This window comes from Devosia sp. Root413D1 (assembly GCF_001425235.1).
Classification (GTDB): Bacteria; Pseudomonadota; Alphaproteobacteria; order Rhizobiales; family Devosiaceae; genus Devosia_A.
In genome coordinates this window covers 44904-65974 of sequence record NZ_LMEA01000009.1, presented here as the reverse complement: position 1 = coordinate 65974, position 21071 = coordinate 44904, and the positions used below count along the sequence as shown (strand labels likewise).

19 protein-coding genes are annotated in these 21071 nt (G+C 65.6%); 7 read left to right on the top strand and 12 right to left on the bottom strand.

All coding sequences use genetic code 11. The features are described 5' to 3' along the window. Positions 1 to 86: 86 nt before the first annotated feature. From ASC89_RS12355 to ASC89_RS12330, 6 genes are read left to right on the top strand one after another with little or no spacing between them, the layout of a single operon-like run. On the top strand, positions 87 to 1580 hold the full coding sequence (locus ASC89_RS12355) for a hypothetical protein (protein WP_055998180.1): 1494 nt from the start codon (positions 87 to 89) through the stop codon (positions 1578 to 1580). After that, positions 1577 to 2812, top strand: a complete 1236-nt coding sequence (locus ASC89_RS12350) for a glycosyltransferase family 4 protein (protein WP_055998177.1) — start codon at positions 1577 to 1579, stop codon at positions 2810 to 2812. Before ASC89_RS12355 ends, ASC89_RS12350 begins: the two co-directional genes overlap by 4 nt. A 27-nt stretch (positions 2813 to 2839) precedes the next feature. Beyond that, positions 2840 to 3136: a PqqD family protein gene (locus tag ASC89_RS12345; RefSeq protein WP_055998174.1), complete on the top strand. Its 297-nt coding sequence runs from the start codon at positions 2840 to 2842 to the stop codon at positions 3134 to 3136. Positions 3137 to 3183: 47 nt separating this feature from the next. Next, positions 3184 to 3942 carry a hypothetical protein gene (locus ASC89_RS12340; protein WP_055998172.1) on the top strand — a complete coding sequence of 253 codons (759 nt, stop codon included), beginning with the start codon at positions 3184 to 3186 and terminating at the stop codon, positions 3940 to 3942. Positions 3943 to 3992: 50 nt separating this feature from the next. Next, positions 3993 to 4175 carry a hypothetical protein gene (locus tag ASC89_RS12335; protein ID WP_055998169.1) on the top strand — a complete coding sequence of 61 codons (183 nt, stop codon included), beginning with the start codon at positions 3993 to 3995 and terminating at the stop codon, positions 4173 to 4175. Between the two features lie 38 nt (positions 4176 to 4213). After that, positions 4214 to 5296: a glycosyltransferase family 2 protein gene (locus ASC89_RS12330; RefSeq protein WP_055998165.1), complete on the top strand. Its 1083-nt coding sequence runs from the start codon at positions 4214 to 4216 to the stop codon at positions 5294 to 5296. Here the strand turns inward: ASC89_RS12330 and ASC89_RS12325 are convergent. The 4 genes from ASC89_RS12325 to ASC89_RS12310 form a co-directional block, all read right to left on the bottom strand. Next, a complete protein-coding gene (locus tag ASC89_RS12325; protein ID WP_055998163.1) occupies positions 5256 to 6401 on the bottom strand; it encodes a nucleotidyltransferase family protein in 1146 nt (381 codons plus the stop codon). The genes ASC89_RS12330 and ASC89_RS12325 overlap by 41 nt on opposite strands. Further along, positions 6398 to 7399 (bottom strand): glycosyltransferase family 10 fucosyltransferase, encoded by a 1002-nt coding sequence (locus ASC89_RS12320; RefSeq protein WP_055998160.1) that lies wholly within the window; start codon positions 7397 to 7399, stop codon positions 6398 to 6400. Before ASC89_RS12320 ends, ASC89_RS12325 begins: the two co-directional genes overlap by 4 nt. Positions 7400 to 7492: 93 nt before the next feature. Beyond that, positions 7493 to 8539, bottom strand: coding sequence for a mannonate dehydratase (locus ASC89_RS12315; protein WP_055998157.1), 1047 nt, complete (start codon positions 8537 to 8539; stop codon positions 7493 to 7495). Positions 8540 to 8807: 268 nt separating this feature from the next. Continuing rightward, positions 8808 to 10124, bottom strand: coding sequence for an ABC transporter substrate-binding protein (locus tag ASC89_RS12310; RefSeq protein ID WP_055998154.1), 1317 nt, complete (start codon positions 10122 to 10124; stop codon positions 8808 to 8810). 181 nt (positions 10125 to 10305) lie between these two features. Between ASC89_RS12310 and ASC89_RS12305 the strand changes: the two genes are divergently transcribed. Further along, positions 10306 to 11073 (top strand): FCD domain-containing protein, encoded by a 768-nt coding sequence (locus ASC89_RS12305; RefSeq protein WP_055998151.1) that lies wholly within the window; start codon positions 10306 to 10308, stop codon positions 11071 to 11073. 186 nt (positions 11074 to 11259) lie between these two features. On the opposite strand, the gene ASC89_RS12300 is transcribed toward ASC89_RS12305, so the two are convergent. The 8 genes from ASC89_RS12300 to ASC89_RS12265 form a co-directional block, all read right to left on the bottom strand. Next, the gene (locus tag ASC89_RS12300) at positions 11260 to 12045 is read right to left on the bottom strand and encodes an SDR family NAD(P)-dependent oxidoreductase (RefSeq protein ID WP_055998150.1); all 786 of its coding nucleotides are present in this window, start codon (positions 12043 to 12045) and stop codon (positions 11260 to 11262) included. A 7-nt stretch (positions 12046 to 12052) separates the two neighbouring features. Continuing rightward, the gene (locus ASC89_RS12295) at positions 12053 to 14458 is read right to left on the bottom strand and encodes a glycoside hydrolase family 2 (protein ID WP_055998147.1); all 2406 of its coding nucleotides are present in this window, start codon (positions 14456 to 14458) and stop codon (positions 12053 to 12055) included. A gap of 20 nt (positions 14459 to 14478) precedes the next feature. Continuing rightward, positions 14479 to 15126, bottom strand: a complete 648-nt coding sequence (locus ASC89_RS12290) for a DUF624 domain-containing protein (RefSeq protein WP_055998144.1) — start codon at positions 15124 to 15126, stop codon at positions 14479 to 14481. A gap of 56 nt (positions 15127 to 15182) precedes the next feature. Then, the gene (locus ASC89_RS12285; RefSeq protein ID WP_055998141.1) at positions 15183 to 16730 is read right to left on the bottom strand and encodes a DUF3502 domain-containing protein; all 1548 of its coding nucleotides are present in this window, start codon (positions 16728 to 16730) and stop codon (positions 15183 to 15185) included. Between the two features lie 124 nt (positions 16731 to 16854). Further along, a complete protein-coding gene (locus tag ASC89_RS12280) occupies positions 16855 to 17811 on the bottom strand; it encodes a carbohydrate ABC transporter permease (RefSeq protein WP_082533341.1) in 957 nt (318 codons plus the stop codon). Continuing rightward, positions 17798 to 18664: a sugar ABC transporter permease gene (locus ASC89_RS12275; protein ID WP_197420991.1), complete on the bottom strand. Its 867-nt coding sequence runs from the start codon at positions 18662 to 18664 to the stop codon at positions 17798 to 17800. The genes ASC89_RS12280 and ASC89_RS12275 overlap by 14 nt, the downstream gene beginning before the upstream one ends. Before the next feature lie 279 nt (positions 18665 to 18943). Next, the gene (locus ASC89_RS12270; RefSeq protein ID WP_055998138.1) at positions 18944 to 19969 is read right to left on the bottom strand and encodes a LacI family DNA-binding transcriptional regulator; all 1026 of its coding nucleotides are present in this window, start codon (positions 19967 to 19969) and stop codon (positions 18944 to 18946) included. A gap of 61 nt (positions 19970 to 20030) precedes the next feature. Continuing rightward, entirely contained in the window at positions 20031 to 21011 is a 981-nt protein-coding gene (locus ASC89_RS12265; protein ID WP_055998135.1) for a sugar kinase, read from the bottom strand. Positions 21012 to 21071: the final 60 nt, after the last annotated feature.

Sequence of the window (21071 nt, the reverse complement as noted above, 5' to 3'; positions counted from 1 at the left end):
CCCCTTGCGGCGCGATAAAATCTAATGAACGCAGAAGGCGCAAGCGGCCGTCGACAGGTAATCCGTGCCAGTTGCAGGGGGACGTCATGACCGATCAAGCAGCAGCTGCGGAGCGCATCCGCCGTCTGGCCGCTGACATCAGAGCGTCGTCGCCGGCCCCGCTTCAGGGGCAGGGACGCGGCCTGGTGATCGTCGCGGGCGGCGCCCGGATCTTCACCAATGCCTATGTGCTGGTTCACATGCTGCGCCACGCGCTGAAATCCGAGCTGCCGGTCGAGCTCTGGTATTTCGGCCAGGCCGAGGTCTCTGCGGCGATGGCGGCGCTGATCGAACCCCTCGGGGTGCGGCTGGTCGACGCCAATCCGGTTATTGCGGCGACCGGGGCCAATATCCGGGACGGCTGGCAGCTCAAATCGTTTGCCTTGCTGCATAGCGGCTTTGCCGAAGCCTTGCTGCTCGATGCCGACCAGGTGCCGATTTCGGACCCGGCGGCCTGTTTCGACTGGCCGGAATATGTCGAGGCCGGTGCGGTGTTCTGGCCAGACATCATCGACCTGCGGAGCGACAACGCCGTATGGGCGCTGCTCGGGCTTGAGCCGCGACGCGCCGTGTCACTCGAAAGCGGGCAGATGCTGGTCGATCGGCGGCGGCACGGGGCAGCGCTACGGGCGGCGGTTCGGCTCAACGAGGCGGCCGACGACCTCTATCGGCTTATCTATGGCGACAAGGATACTTACCTCCTCGCTTGGCAGATGCTGGGCGCGCCCTATGCGCTGGTGTCACATCGCCCCTATACCGACGAGTTCATGCTGGTGCAGCGGGACTTTTCCGGCAACGCCCTGTTCCAGCACCGGACCAATGCGAAATGGCAATATGGCGGTGAGCAGCGGAAGCTGTTCGGCTTCCAGCATGAGGCCGCCTGCCTCGCGGCGATGGCCGAGCTGGAGCGGCGCTGGAGCGGGCACGCGTTCACCGCTCCCGACCGCAGCCTCGGGGCGCGCGAAGTGGAACAGGAGCTGATCGCCGCGGGTGAGTTCGTGCTCGAATCCGCTGACGAGCCGGCGTTCACCATCCGGTTGGGAGAGCATGCCGAGGTCGGCGCCGGCCGCGCGGTCGACCGCCGGCACTGGTGGGTCGAGGATAGCGGAGGCAGCCACAAGCTCGTTCTCTCCGGCAGCGATCGGCCCGGCTATGTGCTTGAACGTGGCGACGATCGGATCTGGCGCGGGCAGCGCCACCGGGTGCCGATCGTCGACGTCAGCCTTTACGGCGTTGCCGGAGCGGAGCCTGTCGCCCTGCCCGCGCCGGGCCTCGTCGATGAGCTGCTGCGCGCCGGCGGCGCGTTCGGCGGCCCGGCCGGCGTGTCGCAACAGCTGGTGGATGCGCTCGGCCTCATCGCTGCGGTGCTGCCCGGGGTCAGGGAGCGGATCGCGACGCTCGCCGGATTGCAGACCGATCCGATTATCGCGAGCCGGTTGCTGGACCTGGCGGAGCGGGTCACACCACCGCCCCCGCTCAGCAGGGTCGATCGCACCCTGAAGTTCGAAACCGGCTATATCCGGGCCGAGATCCCGGAATGAGCGAGCGGCCGCGGGCCCTGCACATCGCACCGATCATGCCGGCACGGTCGGGCAACGGCCTCGCCATGCGGCAGGGGATGTTTCTCGAAGCGCTGAGCCGGAGCTTCGAGACGCGTCTCGTCGTCCTGCCGGTGGTCGGGCGGGACGACGCTCCGGCCGCGTTGCCCGATGAGCTTGGCGTCCCCGCCACGGTCATTCCGGTCGCCGGGCGGCAGGATACCCACTTCAGCCTGCTGGCGCGCCTCGCCGTTCCGGCGGCGCGCCTCTCGGCCTTCCGTAGTTACGGTCGCAGTTCGCTCGCCAGCCACCTGTCTTCGCCGGTCCTCGCGGAGCTGCGCACCGCGGTCGGAGCGCAGCGCTATGACCTCGTTCACCTCGGGCGCTCCTATCTGGGCGACGCGCTTCAGGTGCTCGACGCCGCACGAGCGACCGTTGATCTCGATGAGGACGAGTGGACCTCCCACCGTGAGATCGCCGCAACTTTGGAGCCGGGCGATCCGGTCGGTTCGGCCTGGGCAGCGGCGGAGGCCGACGCCATGGCCGCACTCATCGGGCGGCAAGCCCCGCGCTTTGCCGCCCGGTTCATCTCGAGCCGGCTCGATGCAGCTCTGATCGAGCACCGCCACCCGACGACCGCCGGGCTCGAGGTCATCGAGAACGCGGTGAGTGTGCCGGCCGAAACCCATCGGCGAGATGATGGCGCAACGCTGCTGTTTCTCGGCTCATTCGGCTACGCACCGAACGTCGATGCGGCCAACTGGCTCGTTGAGGAGATCTGGCCTCTCATCCAACGCCATGCGGCTCGTCCGCTGCGTCTGCTGATCGTTGGGCGCGATGCCGGCCGGGTTGCCCGGCTTGGGCAGCGGGACAGGGTCGAGGTTCAACCCGATATCGAAGACGTCGCCGATGCCTATGGTCGAGCCACGGTGTTTCTTGCGCCGCTCCGCGCTGGCGCCGGTACGCGGGTGAAACTGCTCGAAGCCGCCGCGCACCGGGTGCCGCTGGTCGCAACCACCCTCGGCGCCAGGGGGCTGCCGTTCGAAAGCGGCAAGCACTTGCTGCTCGCCGACAGTGTCGCCGGGTTCGCCGAGGCGACGCTCGATACTATCGCCGATGCCCGCGCCAGCGCGACCCGCGTGGAGGCCGCATGGTCTATCGTCCGCGCGCAGTATCAGCGGGGTGGCGTCATCGAACGGCTCGCTTGCCGCCTTTCGGAAATTGCAGCTAGATGACCAGCGGGCCAAAGGAGACCAGATGCGATGACTGAGATCGCACCCGATACGAAGTTCAGTTCCGTCGATGGCATCGAGGTCAATCGCGTACCGGATGGCGCCATGGTCTACCAGAACGAACGCGAGCGCGTGCACTTCCTCAATCCGACCGCGCTGATCGTGTTCGAACTGTGCGGCCTCAACAAGACGGCCGGCGAGATCGAGGCCTTCATCGCCGATGCGTTCGGCCTCGACGTGGCGCCGACCGAGGCAGTCAAGGACTGCCTCGCCTCGCTGCTCGACGAAGGGCTGGTGGTTTGCGCCCCATCGTCTGCCGCACCCTGAGGCGAGAGTATCGGCTGCATCCCCCCTCCGACGAGGTCGCTTCGCTGTTGCGCTTCGTCGAAGCGGCGCCAGAATTGCCGGCTCTGCCGCTCGAGGTTCTCGATATTCCGGTGCGCTTCCGCGACGGTTTTCTCGCGGCCACCCTGCCCTCGGGCGAACTCGTCGAGGGAACGCCGAACCATGTGCTCAGCGCCATGCACCGGATCATCCTCGCCGATCTGGTCGAAGGTGAGCCGGGCGCCCCGTTCCTGCATGGGGCCACGGTGATGATCGGCGGGCGCCGCGTCCTGCTGGTCGGGCACAAGGGATCGGGCAAGAGTACACTCGCTTTGCATCTGGCGCTGGCCGGCTATGACGTCGAGGGCGACGAACACCTGGTCATTCGGGACAGCGAGGTGGTGGCGCGTCCTCGAACCCTGCGGGTGAAAGAGGGGAGCCTGCACCTGGTCGCGAAGCTGCCGGATCAGGTCTGGCAAGCGCCCTCTGTTCACAACTGGGACGGCTCGATTGTCCGCTCGATCAGTCCCGCGGTGGGCGGACGGCCATGGGCGATTCGCCCGGGCCGGCTTGACGCCATGGTATTCCTCGTTGCGAACCACGGTGGGCGCTCGGCGGCGCGGCCGATCGTCAGCAAGGATGCTTTCGGGCGATTGATGGGCGAAGTGATGCTGCCGCGTACCGGCGTAGCCGCCGCTGCCGGGCGGCTGCGGCAGGTGGCGGTGGAGGTACCAGCCTACCAACTGTTGCTCGGAGACCTCGCTACCGCTGAATGGCACCTGTCAAGTATTGCATCGCAGTTGACGTGAACCACGTTGCGGAGCAACATTTCGCAGCTGATTGAGAGCAAGGGGTTGCGATGTCTGAGAAGAACGAGAGCGAGCGGCTCGAACAGGCGCTCGAAACTGTTGACCAGGGTCGCCGCGATGCGCTGCGCAAACTGGTGACGACTTCGGCGTTTGCCGTTCCTGTGGTGGTATCGTTTGCCGTCGATGGCCTGATGGTGAGCCCGGCGTTCGCTGCGAACTCCACCGGTTCGTGAGCCAAACACCGCGCGCTGATCCCAGGATCAGCGCGTGCATGATCGTCAAGAACGAGCAGCCGTTCCTCGACGGCTGCTTGAAATCTTTGCAGGGGTTGGTCGACGAGATCGTCATCGTCGATACCGGCTCTACGGATGCCTCGGTCGACATCGCCAGGGCGCATGGGGCACGCATCCTTCGGTATGCCTGGCACGATGATTTCGCCGCCGCCCGCAATGTCGGCCTCGAGGCGGCCGGGTCGGAGTGGATTCTCTACATCGACGCGGACGAACGCCTGGTCGAAACCACGCGCGATGACCTGCGCGTCGGGCTCGATGCCCCCGATGTCTATGCCGCCCGACTGTTGTTCCGGGTGACCAGCAACAGCACGCTCTACCGCGAGTTCCGGCTGTTCCGAAACGACAAGCGGCTCCGGTTCAAGGGAGCAATGCACGAGACGATGCTGCCCGACCTGTCGGCGCTGCAGCGTGCGGCCGGAGTGCATGTCATCGACACGACCGCCAAGCTCTTCCATCTGGGCTATGACGGCGACATGCTGGCGAAGTACCGCCGCAACCTGCCCCTGTTGCGCGCCTCGGTGGAGCGCCATCCCGATCGCAGCTACTACTGGCAGGATCTGGCCAACACGCTGGCCGGACTGGACCAGTTGGACGAGGCGATCGCGGTCTCGAGTCAGGGGCTGGGGCGCCGTGAGCCCACCGACCGGCCGGGCCGCATCATGCGCAGCATGCTGATCCACACCCACGCTCGCCTTCGCATGCAGCGCGGAGAAGATATGCGCGAGTTGATCGCAGCGGGATTGACGTTTCACCCCGAGAATTGGTCGCTGCTGTTCCTCCGAGCTCGCGCCAGCGTGAATGCCGGAGCATTTGGTGCGGCGATCGACGACCTGCGGCTGCTCCTTGCACAAGATGCCGATGCGGTCGTCGACGACATCCTGGCGCACGACCGACGGATTTTCGGCGCCTATGCCCACGACTTGATGGGCGTCGCGCTGCTGCGCCTGGGTAACCGCGCCGAGGCAGCCGCAGCCTTTGCGCGCGCGGCCGCCGCCGCCCCGGGGGTTCAGGAATATCGCGTCAAGGCGATGGCGCTTGGCGGTGCCGCCGCGTTGGCATGAGCATCGGCCGCTTGACGAAGGTCAGCGGCATGGTCAGCCGCCAGTAGAACCGGCGCAGGGCGCTGTCGCCGCCGGCTGCCCGGCGCATCCGCTCGGCAGACGTGGCCGCGCGCAGTTCCGGCCCGATCCCCGGTGACGGTATGTCCGGCGTCGCCCGGCACATGCTGGCCCACCAGGCGATCGAATCCGTCGCCAGGTGCAGCGACGCCGCCACCGGCATGCCCAGCAAATCGCTTGCCGCCGCCGTCCAGAGCTCGAGGATTGCCAGCAGGCGCGGATGCCTCGCGGCGCGCTCGACCAGTTGGCGTCGCCCGCCCTCGTCCATGTCGATGACCGCGGCGGCGAACTCGTAGAGCGCCTTGAGCTCGATGGTGGCATGCTTCACGGCGCGGTGGCCGACATGGTGATGGATGATGCCGTGCAGGACGTGCAGATGGTCCGGCAGGACCATAGCGCCCGCATTGCCCGGCGAGGCGTCCATGGCTGCGGCCAGCAGCTCGGCAGAGGGAAGGAACTGCTCGACGCGCGAGGGGCCGCCGCGCCGGTGAATTTCGATCCAGCCGGGCATGTCGGCGCGGTACAGCTCGTGCAGATGATGATGGATCAGCCGGGGACGGGGCTCGCCGGCCGGACGATAGCCGAGCGCCAGGACGATCTGCTGAGCGCGCTGCGCCTCAGCCGGCGCGACCAGCAGGTCGAGGTCGCGCAGGTGCCGCCAGTCCGGCGCGCCGGTGACGATCGATCGCCCGCCTTTCAGCGCCAGCGGAACGATGGCCTCGCGCCGCAGGGCTCCGACGATCTCGTCAAGGCGCTGCCGCATGATGGCGCGACGCGCCAGGTGATCGGTCCAGCGTTGCTGCAGCGCCCTGGTAATGGTCATGCGTCCGTCAGGCAGGGTCAGCGGCGGCACCGGTGGCGCGAGACGGCGACGCATGACTGCCGTGATCAGCACCGAAGCAAGGCGCAGCTCGTCGGCATGGCCGAGCAACTGCTCCCACCCTGCAGCCGCGATGCGGCCAGCCAGGGCCTGATCGCCCTCAGCGCCATCGAACCGCAGACAGGCGACGAGCAGCTCCTGCAGGTTGGCGGTCGGGCGCTCCGTCATTGGAACTGTACCGGCGGTGACTGCCGGCCGCCAAGCCGGCGCAGCAGCCGCGTGGTCCGCGCCGAGAGTGCAGCTCGAAAACCGAAGGGCAGCGCCGGCCGCCCGCTCCGCCGTCCGGTACGGGCGGTGTCGACGCGCTCGAGCAGGCGAAGCCAGCACGAGGTCGCCGAGGCCCGAAGCTTCTCCTCGATCCAATCGGGCAGCGGCCGCTGTCGCCAGGCAAAATAGGCGGCGTACTCGGCCGGACTCTGCAGCAGGTGGCGCAAATAGTCTGCGAGGCCCTTGGGTCCGCTATAGGCCTCGGCGTCGATATAGGAATGCTCGGGGGCGAACTCGGCAGCGTTGGGGGCGCCGCGATAGACCGGCACGGTGCCGACCAGCAGCGGGTCGAACAGCTTCTCGGTCACATAGTCAGGCGACAACGAATTCTCGAGCGACAGGCAGAAATGATAGCGCGAGATCGTGTCCAGCTTGCTCTGCCGCCCCAGGTCCTCGGCCAGCGTGCGGTTGCGATAGACCCGGCCATAGGAGTCGACCGGAATCCGGCGCATCAGGGCGCCGGAGAAGGCGTTGCGGCCGCAGCCGTCAATGAGCGCCGACTGGAACAGCACGAGCGGCGCCGCTTCCGGCTTGGACGGCTGCGGCACCTGCAGGGCGGTTTGCCACTGGGCCATCGGCGGAAGGTACGACGACCAGATATCGGCGCTCCGCTCGTAAGTGACGAACAGGTCGAAATGGCGAAGAAAAGCCGGATCCCCCATGCGCGGATAGTTCACCGAGCTTTCCATCGACCAGAGCACCCAGAGCTGGCCGGGATATTTCGGCGTATCGTGCAGTTGCGTGGGGCGCCAGTCCGGGATGTGGAACACCACGGCATCGGCTTCCCGGAGCCGCGCCTGATCGGCGGTGAAGTGATCCCGCAGCGCGTCGGGCACGCCTGCCAGCGGCACCGGGCCGCGAAAATACGGGGTTCGGAACAAGATAAGGGGGCCGGCCACGACGCTGCTCCTCCTGAGGCGTGCCTGCTGAGGTAACGGGCAAAACGAGAGGCTGCAACCGGCGTCGCTTCCTGCGGGTGATCAGCGCGGCGTCTACCTGCGGCTGAACTCGAGCATGCGGATCAGGCCCTGCATGTAACCGATGGCATGGGCGCGGCCGCGATGGTTCCAGTCGCTGTCGCCATCCATCTTGGGCACGTGGTCATCGAGCAGGAAGCCGTCGAAGCCGTTCTCGGCGAGCAGCGCGATCACTTCGGCCGGATCGTAATTGCCATCGCCGATGAAGCACTCGGTGAAGTTCGGCACCGTGCCCTGCACGTCGCGGAAATGGATATAGGCGATGCGGCCTTTGGGGGCGAAGAACTCGATCATCTCGGTGACGTTCTGCTTGCCGCCGATCATTTCCGAGCAGCAGCCGAGGCAGAGATCGAGCGCCCAGCTCGGCGACTGGCCGAACAGCTCATAGGCCTTTTTGAAGTTGTCGGGCTTGTAGAACAGCCGCGCCACGCCGCCCAACATCGGCACTGGCGGATCGTCGGGGTGGAGCGCCAGCCGCAAGCCCTCTTCCTCCGCCACCGGCAGCACCGCGCTCATGAAGTAGCTGTAGTTACTCCACATCTGCGCTTCGGAAACGAAGGGGCCATCCTTGCCGAACAAAGGCATTCCCGAGAGGCTGCCGAGCCCGGTCGGCATGAAGCTGCGCAGCAGTTCCAGGTTCTCGCTGTTGGCTTCGACCACGGCCATATCGAACTTCCGCGCCGTGGCGCCGCCGCGGGTCACCCCGACATAGTCGGTGGTCCACACCGAGTTGGGCATGAAGTGCAGCCCCAGCACCGGGATGCCGGCGCGGGCGACGGCGCGGATCGTCGCCTGGTAGTTCTCGATCTCTTCGTCGCGGCCCTCGAGCCCCAGCATCGCCTTCATATAGAACTGCGACGGCACGTTCTCGATCGCCTCGAAGGTCAGCCCGGCCTCGCGGACCTTGTCGGCCAGTTCGCGAACATCCTGTTCGGCCCACTTGCCGTCGCCGGGCAGCGCCGGATTGTTCATCTGCAACCCGGTGACGCCGATCTGTTTGGCGAAGCGCAGCCGCTCCTCGGTCAGGTCGTGAAACTGCCCCACCGCCGCTCTGATACCCATTATCTCTTTCTCCAAAATTCGGTTCGACGTTGACCGGCCGCCCCGCGAAAGGCGGGACGTTGAGTTGAAACAGTCATGGTCCGGTGCGCTTGGCGGCCCCTCACCCCAACCCTCTCCCCTCGGGGGCGCTCTCGCGCTCCCCTAGGAGGGGCGAGGGGGCGTTGTGGCACTGCCGGCGCAAAGTGCGTCCCCTCGCCCCTTTGGGGAGAGGGCCAGGGTGAGGGGTAGCCAAGCGCGCGGATCGTTCAGTGGTGCCCGTCCCACCGGATCAGTACTTGTCGTAAATCGCCTGGGTCGAGGCTTGGCCTTCGGCGATGGCCTTGTCGAAATCCCAGCCGTCGACCACCACGCGCTGCACCAGCTTGGGGATGATGAAGTTGGCCGACATGTCGGCATAGGCGGCGTTGAACACATCAGGGTAGGCGGGTGGCGTGCCGGTCTTGGCCAGATCGAGCAGACCATTGAGGATGGTGTTGGAGCCGTCGAAAGCCGGCAGCTGTTCCTGGTCCTTCAGCACCGGCCCCCAGATGGCGTACTGGAAATACTCGTTCATGAACTCGGAGTTGGCGAGGTGCTCGAGCAGCGACTTGCCCTCTTCGACCAGCGGGCTTTTAGCGTTGATGACGCGGCTTTGCGGGCTGACCGGCGAGATGGTGCCGATCGGACCGGCCGGCAGGGCCGAGAAGCCGGTCTGCTCAAACAGCTCGGGATCGTCCTTGCGCGCCGCCACGGCGACCGAACCGGTATTGGCAATGAAGCCGACCTGACCCGACAGGTAAGCCTGGTTGTCGCCCGAGCCGTCCCAGACGGTGCTGCCCGGCGCGAACAACCCCTTGTCCCAGGCGTCCTTCAGCCAGGTGAGCCACAGGCGGGTCTCGGGGGAGTCGAGCATCACTTTCTTACCTGCATCGTCGGCGATGCGGCCGCCGAATGACTGCAGCACACTGGTCTGGAGGTTCCCGTCACCCACGTTGGAGAGCGCGAGGCCGAGACCTGAGAGCGGCGATTTGTTGATCGCCACAGCCTGGGTCACCAGTTCATCCCAGGTTTTGGGCGGTTCGGTGAAGCCGGCGGGCTCCAGCAGGTCCTTGCGCCGCATCAGCAGGTTGCCGCTGACGCCGAACGGAATGGCAGTGCGGCCGCCGGCTACGGCGGTCATGTCGCTGGCCTTGGCCGGACCTTCGAACCAGCCACCATGGGCGTTGCCGATCCGCTCATAGACGTCGTCGACCTTGGCGAAGACATCCTGCCGCGACAGCAGCGTCAGGAGCTCGAGCCCGACATCGAAGACATCAGGGAGCGTGCCAGAGGCGATCGCGGCGGAGACCTTCTGGGTGATCTCGTTGACGTTGATCAAGACGACCTCGGTCTCGACATTGTTGGCCGCGCCCCAGGCGGTGACGGCGTCGATCAGCAGCTTGTGGGCTGTATCGCTCAGCACCAGGCCGCCCCAATAGGTCAGCTTCTTCGACTGCGCGATGGCCGGCATCGGGAACGCTCCGGCGGCCGCGAGGGCCACGCCGCCTGCGGCGCTCGCCAGCACCCGCCGGCGCGTCCAGCCGGCTCGGTTCAAGGTCTCATTCACTGCTTTTCCCTCCCACGTGAACGGTGCTGGCGGCGGCAGGCGAACGCTGTGCGCCAGCGCCGTCCACCCTCCTCTCCACCTCACCAAACTGGCATGACAGGTAACAGCATGATGGCATGACATCAAGTCTTGTGGGCTCATCCGTTTTGGTTATGCTGGCGGCACCAAGCGAGGACACTCAATGAACGAAGGCGATTCCAGCCAAGGTCTCGGACTGGCGCCGATATCCCGCCCCAAGCTGTACGAGGTGGTGGCGGCTCGCCTCGAGGCGGCGATCCGCGATGGACGACTGAAGCCGGGGGACCGCCTGCCCTCGGAACGAGACCTGATGGAGACCTTCGAGACCGGCCGGCCCTCGGTGCGCGAAGCGTTTCTGTTCCTCGAGAAGAAGGGGCTGATCGAAACCGAGAACGGCCGGAGGGCGCGGGTGCGCAAACCCGATGTCTTCAGCGTGCTGGAATCGCTCGACAGCGTCATTCACCTGTCGCTGCAGGACGGCGAGACGTTCAAGGACCTGTTCGCCGCCCGCTCATTCCTCGAGCAGGCAATGGCGCGCAACGCGGCAAAAAACATCACCGACGCACAGCTGGCGCTGCTGCGCGAGCGGCTCGACGGCAATGGCCGCGCCATCGGCGACCGGCACGAGTTCGTCCGCACCGACGCGCTGTTTCACCGGACGTTGTTCGAAGTGGCAGACAACCGCATCTTCGAGGCGGTGCACGATGCCTTTGCCGGCTGGGTCGAAGAACGGCGCTCGAAGCTGCAGCGGGAGTCGTTCACCGAACAGCATGCGCATCGCCAGCATACCGACATCTTCAACGCCATTGCCGCCCGCGACCCCGATGCGGCGGAGACGGCGATGCGCGACCATCTCAAGGGTTGGTGGGCGGCCTGGGTGACGCAGAAAGAGCTGCCGCAGGACGCTTATGTGGATCCGCCGACTGCCTGAAACGCAGTTCGTTTCACTGATCGACCAAGTATCCCCGGTGTCATCCCAGCGAAAGCTGGGACCCATTTCTCAGCCCGCGTCAGCCGATAGTTGGGTCCCAGCTTTCGCTGGGATGACAGCCGGTGAGTGGGGCCAGGCTTGAGCCCAGCCGCCGTATCGCGCAGCTGAATCGTGAAGCGCAGAGAGCTACGGCTCGCGGTGGCTGACCCACGGCATCTGGGTGGCGAACTTGCCGCCGGAGACATCGATCATCGTGCCGGTGATGTAGGACGCCAGGTCCGAGGCGAGGAAGCAGATGAGATTGGCGACGTCCTTGGGGCTGCCCCAGCGGCGGAGCGTCAGGGTGTCGAGCAGCCGGCTCTTTTCGGCATCGGTCCGGTCGGCGAAGCGGTTCATCGCCGTCGGGATCATGCCCGGGGCATAGCAGTTCACGGTGATCTCGTGCGCCCCGAGCTCCCCGGCCAGCACCCGGGTCAGGCCCTCGACGCCGGATTTCGAGGCGGCATAGGCGGCGCCGCCGACCGACGGGATGATGGCGGCGAAAGACGAGGCGTTGAGGATGCGGCCGGAGCGCTGGCGCTTCATCACCGGGATGACCGCCTGGCACATCAGGAAGGTGCCCTTGAGGTTGACGTCGAGGTTGAGGTCCCAGGTCTCCTCGGAGAGCTCCTCGACCCGCGCACCACCGGCGACGCCGGCATTGTTGACGAGGATATCGATGCGGCCGAAGGCCTGCTCCACCGCCGCAACAGCGGCGCGATTGTCCTCGGTCTTGCGCACATCGCAGAGCAGCTGCAGGCCGCGCCAGCCATTGCGCTGCCACTCCTCGGCGACCGCATCGAGCAGCTCCTGGCGGATATCCGTGACGACGACGATGGCGCCCTCGCCAGCCAGGGTCTTGGCGATTTCGTTGCCGATGCCGCGGCCGGCGCCGGTGACGATGGCCACCTTGTTCTTGAGATCGATCAGCATGTTCAGATCACCGTGTTGGGAGAGGTTCGCCGGCGAGGCCGGCCTCGGGAGGTTGAAGCCGGAGCTCCGGCAGGCCGGGAGCGCTGAGGCGCAGCGAGGTGTTTTCGCCGGCACGGACGAAGACGATGGCCCGCCCGTCGAAGCTGCGCCGCTCGGGCACTGCGTATGGTGTGTTGTCGCTGAGGTCGCCGCTCTCGATGCCGAGCAGAACGCCGCCATCCACCTCGACCGTCACCGGCAGGTCGTTGCGCGCCACCTCGCCGTGCGCGTCGCGCATCGTGCATTCGATCTGGATGACGCTGTCGCCGAGCAGGCCAGCGGCCGCGCACCAGCGAATGGCTTCGTCGGGCGCCTGCCACACCACAGCGTCGATCCGCACCGCGTCGCCGCGTGAGCCGAGCGTATCCTGCGCCACCAGGCCGTTCCGGCGTGTCTCCAGCAGCAGCGGCCCGTTCGATGGCAAGGCCGCGGCAACCCAGTAACCGTGCTCGTCGTCGCGGGTCAGCGCGACATCCACGCCCGCGCAGCTCAGCCGCGGTTCGCCGTTGGAGAAGCAGACGACCTCCACATCGCCACCGGCGATGTCATCCCAGGACCGGGCTATCGGGTGCGACCAGAGGTTCTTCTTTTCGTCGCCGCGCTGGCGCGTCGCGATATAGGCCACCGGCTCATCCGACCACCAGCTGCGACGCAACTGGGCGCTGTGCTTGATAAAACCGGCGATGGTCAGCAGCCCGGCGCGCGAGCCGTGATGCGGCCAGCGGTCGGTCTCGCCGAGATAGTCGATGCCAGTCCACAGGTACTGGCCGGAGATGTAGTCGTTGTCGGTAACGGCGCGCCACTCGGCATAGCCATGGCCGTTCTCGCTGCCGACGATCGGCTGGCCGGGGAACTTGCCGTGATCGGCCGAGTAGAGGTGCTCCTTGTAGTTGTAGCCGATGAGATCGAGCGGCTCGAGGAAGCCGGTGTAGCGCGACAGCTCGGGGAAGGCGGCGCCCACCGTCACCGGCCGGGTCGGATCCTTGGCCTTCACGATGGCAGCCAGCCGGCGCGAGATCGTCGCGAGGCGCCGGGCATCGGGGCGGTTCGGATCGTAGGCGCGTTGCTTGGCCGATTTGTTGGCGTCGTTATTGCCGGTCATCGCCTCGAACATGGCGCTGGCATAGGGATCGTTGGGATAGTCGATCTCGTTGCCGGTGCTCCAGGCGATGATCGAGGCATGGTTGCGGTGCGCATCGATCATGTTGATCAGGTCGCGTTCGCCCCACTCATGAAAATCCTGGGCATAGCCCTGATGGCGCGGCGGGTAGACATTGTGCCCCTGCCACCACTTGTTCTTGGGGTTCTCCCACTCGTCGAAGGCCTCGTCGATGACGTAAAAACCGAGCGCGTCGCAGAGGCGATAGAGTTCCGGGGCGTGCGGGTTGTGCGCCATGCGCACCCCGTTGCAGCCGAGCTGCTTGAGGTTGAGCAGCCGACGCAGCCACACCTCTGATGGCACCGCGGTGCCGAACGGGCCGGCATCCTCATGCAGGCAGACGCCCTTCAGGGTGCGCGGCTCACCGTTGATGAAGAAGCCCCGCTCGGCATCGAAGCGGAAGGTGCGGATGCCGACGGTCTCGTCGTAGATGGCGCGCTGGTTCGCGCCCCAGCTGAGGGTGGTAGTGAGCCGATAGAGGTTCGGGCTGGTATCGGACCAGAGCTCAGGCTGCGGGACGGTTGCCGTGACAACGGTCTCGGCCGACGCCCCGGCGGCAAGCTCTGCCGTGGTTTCGAAGGTTTCGGTCCGGCCCGACGAGAGCGAGCGCAACTCGTGCCGCACCGCGACCGTCAACGCTGCCGCGGTGTCGTTGACCAGCCGCTGGGTGACGCGGACCGACGCTTCCGCAGAGTCGGCCGCCAGCGTCTCGAACACGGTGCCGTATTCGGCGACGCGCACCGCCTCATGCAGCTCGAGCGTCACGTGCCGGTTGATGCCGGTGCCGTTGTACCAGCGGCTATCGGAGATATCGGTGTGCTCGACCCTGACGCTGATCACCAGGTCGTCGCTGTTGGCGTAGGAGAGGATCTCGGTCAGATCGAACGAGAACTCGGCATAGCCCGAGGGACGGCCGCCGACATGGTAGCCGTTCACCCAGACCCGGGCGTTCTTGTAGACGCCGCCGAACTTGAGCCGCACGTGCTTGCCGGCGAGATCGCCGACGTCACGCAGCGAAACGTGCGCGCGATACCAGCCGATGCCGCCGGGCAGGTACCCGGTGCCGCTCGAATGGTGCTCGGCGAAATCCTCTGCGATGCTCCAGTCATGCGGCACGGTGACCGGCCGCCACGCGGTATCATCAAAACCCTTGGCCCAGGCCTCCGGCGTGTCCGTGAGGGTGAAGACCCACCGGCGGATATCGTAGCTATGCATGAGCCGTCGGCCCTTATCTATCAGGTGGATGCCGACGCAGCGGCAGCGATGTACTTGCTGAAGACGCCGGCAAACAGGCGTCCGTTGATGGTGGCGATGCCGGCAAAGCCGACGAAGAACCAGAACAGTCCGTAGCCGGTGAACTGCGGGTAGAAGATGGTGACGATCACCGAGAGGCCGATCAGCGCCATTGCGGCCAAGCCCGTGAACGGGTGCTTCCAGGAGAGGAGCCGCGCGTTGCGCAGCACGTCGCGGATACGGCCGTCGAAGCTGGCGAGATAGGGGAAGACGAACAGGGCGGCGGCGGCGAAGTTGAAGGCGAGCACATACCAGATGGCGAGGAGGATCAGCTCGGCCAGCGGTCCGAAGGTCAGGTTGGTGACGACGACATACCAGGCGGCCAAGACGCCGACCAAAGCGAGCAGCAGCAGCCAGATCAGCGTGGCCTGGCGGAAGTTGCGCTGGAACGAGCGGAAATAGTCCGCGCTCACCGAGTTGCACTCCCCAGTTGCAAGCCGCATCGCGGTGAAGTTCAGCGCCGTCAGCGAGGCGCCGAGGGTGAAGAGCGGGATCGAGGTGGCGACGAACAGCAGGTTGAGGACGATCACATCGGCAACGAGGCTCAGGCCGCGCATCAACGCCGAGTCCTGCGAGAACAGAGTTGCCATGCTGGATCCTCCGGAGCGACCGGGCGGTGCGAACACCGCCCGGTCCAGTTCGACGATCAGAGGCCGCGGGCGGCTTTCCAGGCGTCCATGTCGGCCTGGATGGAAGCGCGGGCGTCCTCGTAGCCGACGTCCTTCAGCTTCTGGCGCATCTCGGCGACAGCAGCGGCCGGGTCCTCGAACTTGCCGTATTGCAGCTGCGGGATGTACTCCGACAGCACGCCGGCCATCGCCGCGAGGGTCGAGTCGATGTTCTGCTTGTTCACGATCAGCGTCGAGTACGGGTAGTCCTTGGCCCTCGCATCGAGCGCGGCGATGATCTCCGCCCGGTTCGGAGCCTGCGTGGTGCGCGGCAGCTCGAACTCATCGGTGCGACCCCACCAGTAGTCGGTACCCAGCGCCATGGTCGAGGAGTCGTAGCCCTCCGGATAGCCGAGCTTGCCATCGGCAGTGATGACGTAGTCGACATCTTTGATGCCGAAATTGAACAGGTCGTAGATTTCCTTGTCGTTGCGGATCAGGTCATAGACCTGCAGCGCCTTTTCCGGGTGCTTCGAGTAGGCGCTCACGGCCATGGCGCCGTGGGTGAAGATGTCCTTGAAGAAGTTGCCGTTTTCCTGGCCCCAGTAGAAGAACTTGGGGTCGGAGCCGGGCTGCTTGGTATTCATGTTGTTGACGATGTCGTTGACGAAGGTCTGCGTGTGGTGCTGCTCGACGCCGGAGAGGCCGGCATAGAGCTCCTCACGCGTATCGCCATCGTAGTTCAGCGCATCTTCGCGCCACACACCGATATCGTTCCACTGCTTGGCGAGCTTTGCGGCTTCGACCAGGGCGTCGCCCTCCATGTACCAGGAGGTGACGGTGAAGGGGTTGGCCGCCGTGGTGTGGAACGGGATGTAGTTGCCGGCGCTGATCCCCTGCAGGGTCTGGAAGTCGGTATGACCCTGGATGTAGCCGGTGAGCGCCGCCTCGTTGGCGCCCGCCACATCCCACGGATAGGCGTCGGGCTTATTGGCCTTCACCCACTCGAAGTACTTGGTGAAATCCTCGAACTTGGTGACCTCGCCGTTCTCGAAGCCGGCCTCCTTGGCCCAGTCGCCGCGGTAGAAGAAGCCGTGGTTGGTGTACTGGGTGTAGTTATCCTCGGGGGCGAAATAGATCTTGCCGTCGGCGAGCTTGGTCAGATCCCAGTGGCCGTCGGCCTCGACCTGCGCCCAGGTCTTGGGCGCATTGGCCTGCAGCATTTCCGGCGAAAGCGGCAGGAAGGCGCCCTTCTCGGCGTTCTCCCAGGCGTAGAGCCAGTCGGTGGCCGTGGCGACGAGATCGACATTGTCGTCGCCCGACAGCAGCTGCACGTTGTACTGGGTCTGCCAGTCGGCCCATTCGATGTAGAACAGGTCGAGCTTGGCGTTGACCTTGGCGACCAGCAGCTCATTGAGCTTTTCGAGCATCGCCTCGAGGCGACCGTTGGTGGGCTTGTTGCCCATGGTCAGCATGGTGATCTCGGTCGGCGCATCCTGGGCGAACGCCCCTGCCGTCAGCGCCGGCATGCTGATGCCGATGGCCAGCAGCGCCGCCCCGACCCGCACGAAGTTCCTTCTCTTCATCTCAGACTCCTCCTCTGAATTTCTGACTTCTTCGACTTTCCTGCCGAGATTTCCCTCAACTCGAATGGCTTCGAGGGTGCGGCCGGTCATCGGCGCCGGCCGCGTAGTTGGTTGTTCGCCGCCGCTAGCCTTTCACCGCGCCGATGGTGATGCCGCTGACGAAGTATTTCTGCACGAACGGGTAGAGCAGCAGGATCGGGCCGGTCGCGACGATGGCGCTTGCCATCTTCAGCGTATTGCTCGGCAGCGCCGTGACGCTGACATTGGAGCCGGCCACGGAATTGCGCAGCGCGTTCGCCGTGTTGATGATGTTGTAGAGGTGGTATTGCAGCGGTTTGAACTCGACCGTGCTGCCCAGGTAGAGCGAGCTGAGGTACCACTCGTTCCAGTAGCCGAGCGCCAGGAACAGCCCGATCGTCGCCAGCGCCGGCTTCATCATCGGCAGGCAGAGCTGGGCGAAGATGCGGAAATCGCCGGCGCCGTCGACCTTGCCGGATTCGATGATCTCGTAGGGCACGGTGCGCATGAAGTTCTTCATCAGGATGATGAGCCACGGCGTCATCAGCAGCTGCAGGAACACCGCGAGGTAGTTGCCGCGCAGCCCCAGGTCGCGCGCCACCCACAGGAAGGTCGGGGCGAGGCCGGCCGAGAACAGCGTGGTGAAGTAGATGAGGAACGAGATGTGGTTGCGGAACGGAAAATCCTTCCGGTGCAGCGCGTAGCCGGTCATCGAAATGATGAACAGGCCAATCGCCGTGCCGAACACCGTCATCACGATGGTGACGACATAGGAGCCGATGATCTGCTTGGGCGCCTTGAAGATCCACTCATAGGCGGCGAGCGAAAAATCCTTGGGCAGGATGCCGAAGCCGGATTTCATGATGGCCGCCTCGCTCGACAGCGAGGCCGACAGCATCATGATGAAGGGCAAAAGGCAGAACAGCGCAAACAGCGTGATGGTAATGTAGGAAATCGAACGGATCACGATGTCGCTGCCGTCGAGCTTGATGGCGCGGGGCTTGGCCGGCCCGAGGCCGACGCCTTCCGTGTCGAACGGGCGTGCCAGGTCAGAAGAGTGCATAGTCTTTATTGATCCTGCGCACGATCCAGTTCGCCGTCATGACGAGGGCGAAGCCGAACAGCGACTGGTAAAGGCCGACTGCGGTGGAGGTGGTGAAGTTGTTCTGCGACAGCACCATCCGGTAGACCGAGGTCTCGATGATGTCGGTGGTCTGAAACAGCGCGGCATTGTTGCCGACGAGGTTCCAGAACAGCCCAAAATTGCCGTGCATGATGCCGCCCAGCGCGAACAGCACCAGGATGATGAAGGTCGGCTTGAGGCTCGGCAGGGTGACGAAACGGATGCGCTGCCAGGCCGAGGCGCCGTCGACCGTCGCCGCCTCGTAGAGGCTGCGATCGATGCCCATGATGGCGGCGAAGTAGACGATGGAGCCATAGCCGGTCGACTGCCACAGGTGCACCATGATGATGATCAGCGGCCAGGCGCCGGCGCTCGAGTAGATCTTTATCGGGTCGCCGCCGGTCTGCTTGATCAGCGCGTTGAGCGCGCCGGTGTCGTAGTTGAGGAGGTTGAAGGCGATGACGCCGACCAGCACCGACGAGATGAAGAACGGCAGGAACATCGCGGCCTGGCTGAGCTTCTTGAACCAGGCCAGGCGCACCTCGTTGAGCATGATCGCAATGGCGATCTGCAGGATGTTGCCGAGCACGATGAAGGCGAGGTTGTAGAGGATGGTGTTGCGCGTCAGCGTCCAGAGCTGGCCGGATTTGATCAGGAACTCGAAGTTCTTGAAGCCGACGAACGGGCTGCCGAAAATCCCGTCGCGGTAGTTGAAATTGGTGAAGGCGATCCACGCGCCCGGCAGCGGCATGTAATTGAAGACGATGAAGAAAATGATCGCCGGGACGCACATCAGCAAGAGGACCTTGCTGTCCGCCAGCTGCCGCCAAATGGACTTAGGTCCCCGGGCCGTATCCGTTCCTGACATCTTCCCCCTCTCTGCCGTCAGCCGCGACGTCCCTCCAGACGCTGCCACGATGAGCAGCCGACGGATCGGCTTTCATGTGGCTCGCAACCAACCGGGCCCGAGCTTTTTTGCTCTTGGTCGGCTCAGTGCGGTCGTGCAGGTCTCCCTCCCGCCAGCATAGTGTTAGCCGGGGGATGCGCTCTGCGCAAGATTTTCAGTAAATATTTAGTTCGCGGTCTGCGGCGCCCGGATTCGGGTGCTGCCGCGCCAGCGAATGCTGGTCGCCAAGGTCACCCGCTTGGGCAGTTCGCGCCCGCCCATCCGCTCGAGCAGCAGCTCGACGGCGCCCTCGCCGATCTCTTCGGCGGGAAGGTGCACGGTGGTGAGCGGCGGGTTGAGGAACTGCGCCACCGAGATGTCGTTGAAGCTCGCCACGGCGATGTCGTCGGGGATGCTGAGACCCATTTCATGGATGGCGCGGTAGGCGCCGACGGCCATGTTGTCATTGGCGGTGATCAGCGCGTCGGGCCGGTCGGGCTGCGACAGGATCTGGCGGGTCAGCTTGTAGCCGCTGTCTTCGGTCTTGCCGTCGGTGAGACAGATGCGCTCGTCGAACACCCCGGCTTCCCTGGCCCACTCGATATAGGCGCGGCAGCGCCGTTCGACCCGAGTCGGCGCCACCCCGTCATAGACATCGACCCAGCCGGCAAAGGCGATCCGCCGGTAGCCGGCCTCACGCAGCGACTGCAGGAGCTTGCGCGTCGCCAGCATCAGGTCCGCCTCGACCGAATCGATCTCGTCGGTCGGCGGAGCGAAATCGGCGAACACCAGATTGCGGTTGTGCCGCTTGAGCCAGGCGATCTCGTTCTCGTCGTGCCGCCCGATGGCGATGATCCCCGAGGCACCGCGCAGCAGCGAGGCCTCGGGCAGGCTGTCGGTGTGGTAGACCTTGATGGTCTCGATCTTCAGCGCCTGGCAGCGGCTCTCGATGCCGAGCCGCAACCCGACATAGTAGGGATCGACGAATTCCTGGTCGGGGCGCAGGTAGTGCACCAGGGCCACCTTGCCGAGCCCCTGCTGATAGGCGCGGTTGCGCGCCCGCGGCGTCTCATACTTCAGCGCCTCGGCGGTTTCGATGATCGCCTGCCGGGTCTTGGGCGTCACCGAAAGCGTCTGGTCGAAGTTGAGCACCCGCGACACCGTCGCGGACGAGACGCCCACTGCCTTGGCGATTTCCTTGATCGTGACCACGACGCTTTCCCCAACCGGGAGACCTGCTTAGGCAAGAAGGCAGGACCTATGCAAGCGGCAATCACACGTGTCTTGGCGTAGCGGCGATGAACGTGTCGAGTTCGGACCGCGTCCCGGCGCCTTCCATCGGCCCCCGAACCGTAACGTTGCGCGCCCCAGCCGCGGAGGCATAGGTGAGGGCCTGTTCGGGCCCCATCCCGAGACGGCGGCCGGCGACATAGGCGCCACCGAAGCAATCGCCGGCGCCGGTGGCGTCGAGTTCGGTCACGGCGAATGCCGCGGCATCGATGCGGGATCCGTCGCGGCCGAACCAGCTGGCGCCGGCCGCCCCGCGCTTCAGCACGATCTCGCCGACGCCAAGCTCGAACAGGCGCCGGAGCGCTGCCGCTTCCCCGTCCACTCCGGCGGCGCGCTCGAGCTCGTCAGCGCTGGGGAGGAGGAGATCGGCTTTGGCCACCAGCTCGGCGAATTGCCGCTCGATCGGCGCGCTCAGCTGCAACTCCTTGCGCAGATTGGGATCGACCGACAGCGTGCCGCCGCGCGCCTTGATGATCTCGACGGCGTGCGCAATGACCTCGCGAGCGCTCGGCATCGACAGCGCCGTGCCCATGACATGCAGGTGGCCGGCACGACGGACCAGCGCCTCGACCTTGTCGTCCCAGCCGAACCGCGACGCAGCGGAAGTGGCGATGTTGTAGACGAAATCCCTGGCGCCGCTGGCGCGGTAGCGCACAAAGGCGCTGCCGGTCGGGAACTGACGATCGATGGCCACGGCCGACACATCGACGCCATCGGCGCGCAGCCGATCGAGATTGACCCGGCCAAAGTCGTCATCGCCGACCGCGCCGATCATCGCGGCGCTGCCGCCGAGGCGGCTGCACTGATCGATGAAGATCGCCGGCGCGCCGCTCGGATACGGCCCGACCAGCGGCTGCGGCGAACGGAACCCCTCGCCGGTGGTGGTTGCGACGATCTCGACGAGGATCTCACCGACGCAGATGGTCGGCCCCAGTTCGTCGGGGGACAAAACAGAGCTCGGCATTTCGACGGCGTCCCTGGCACATGCAAGTGGTGGCCAAGCGGTAGCACGCGTCCGCGCTGC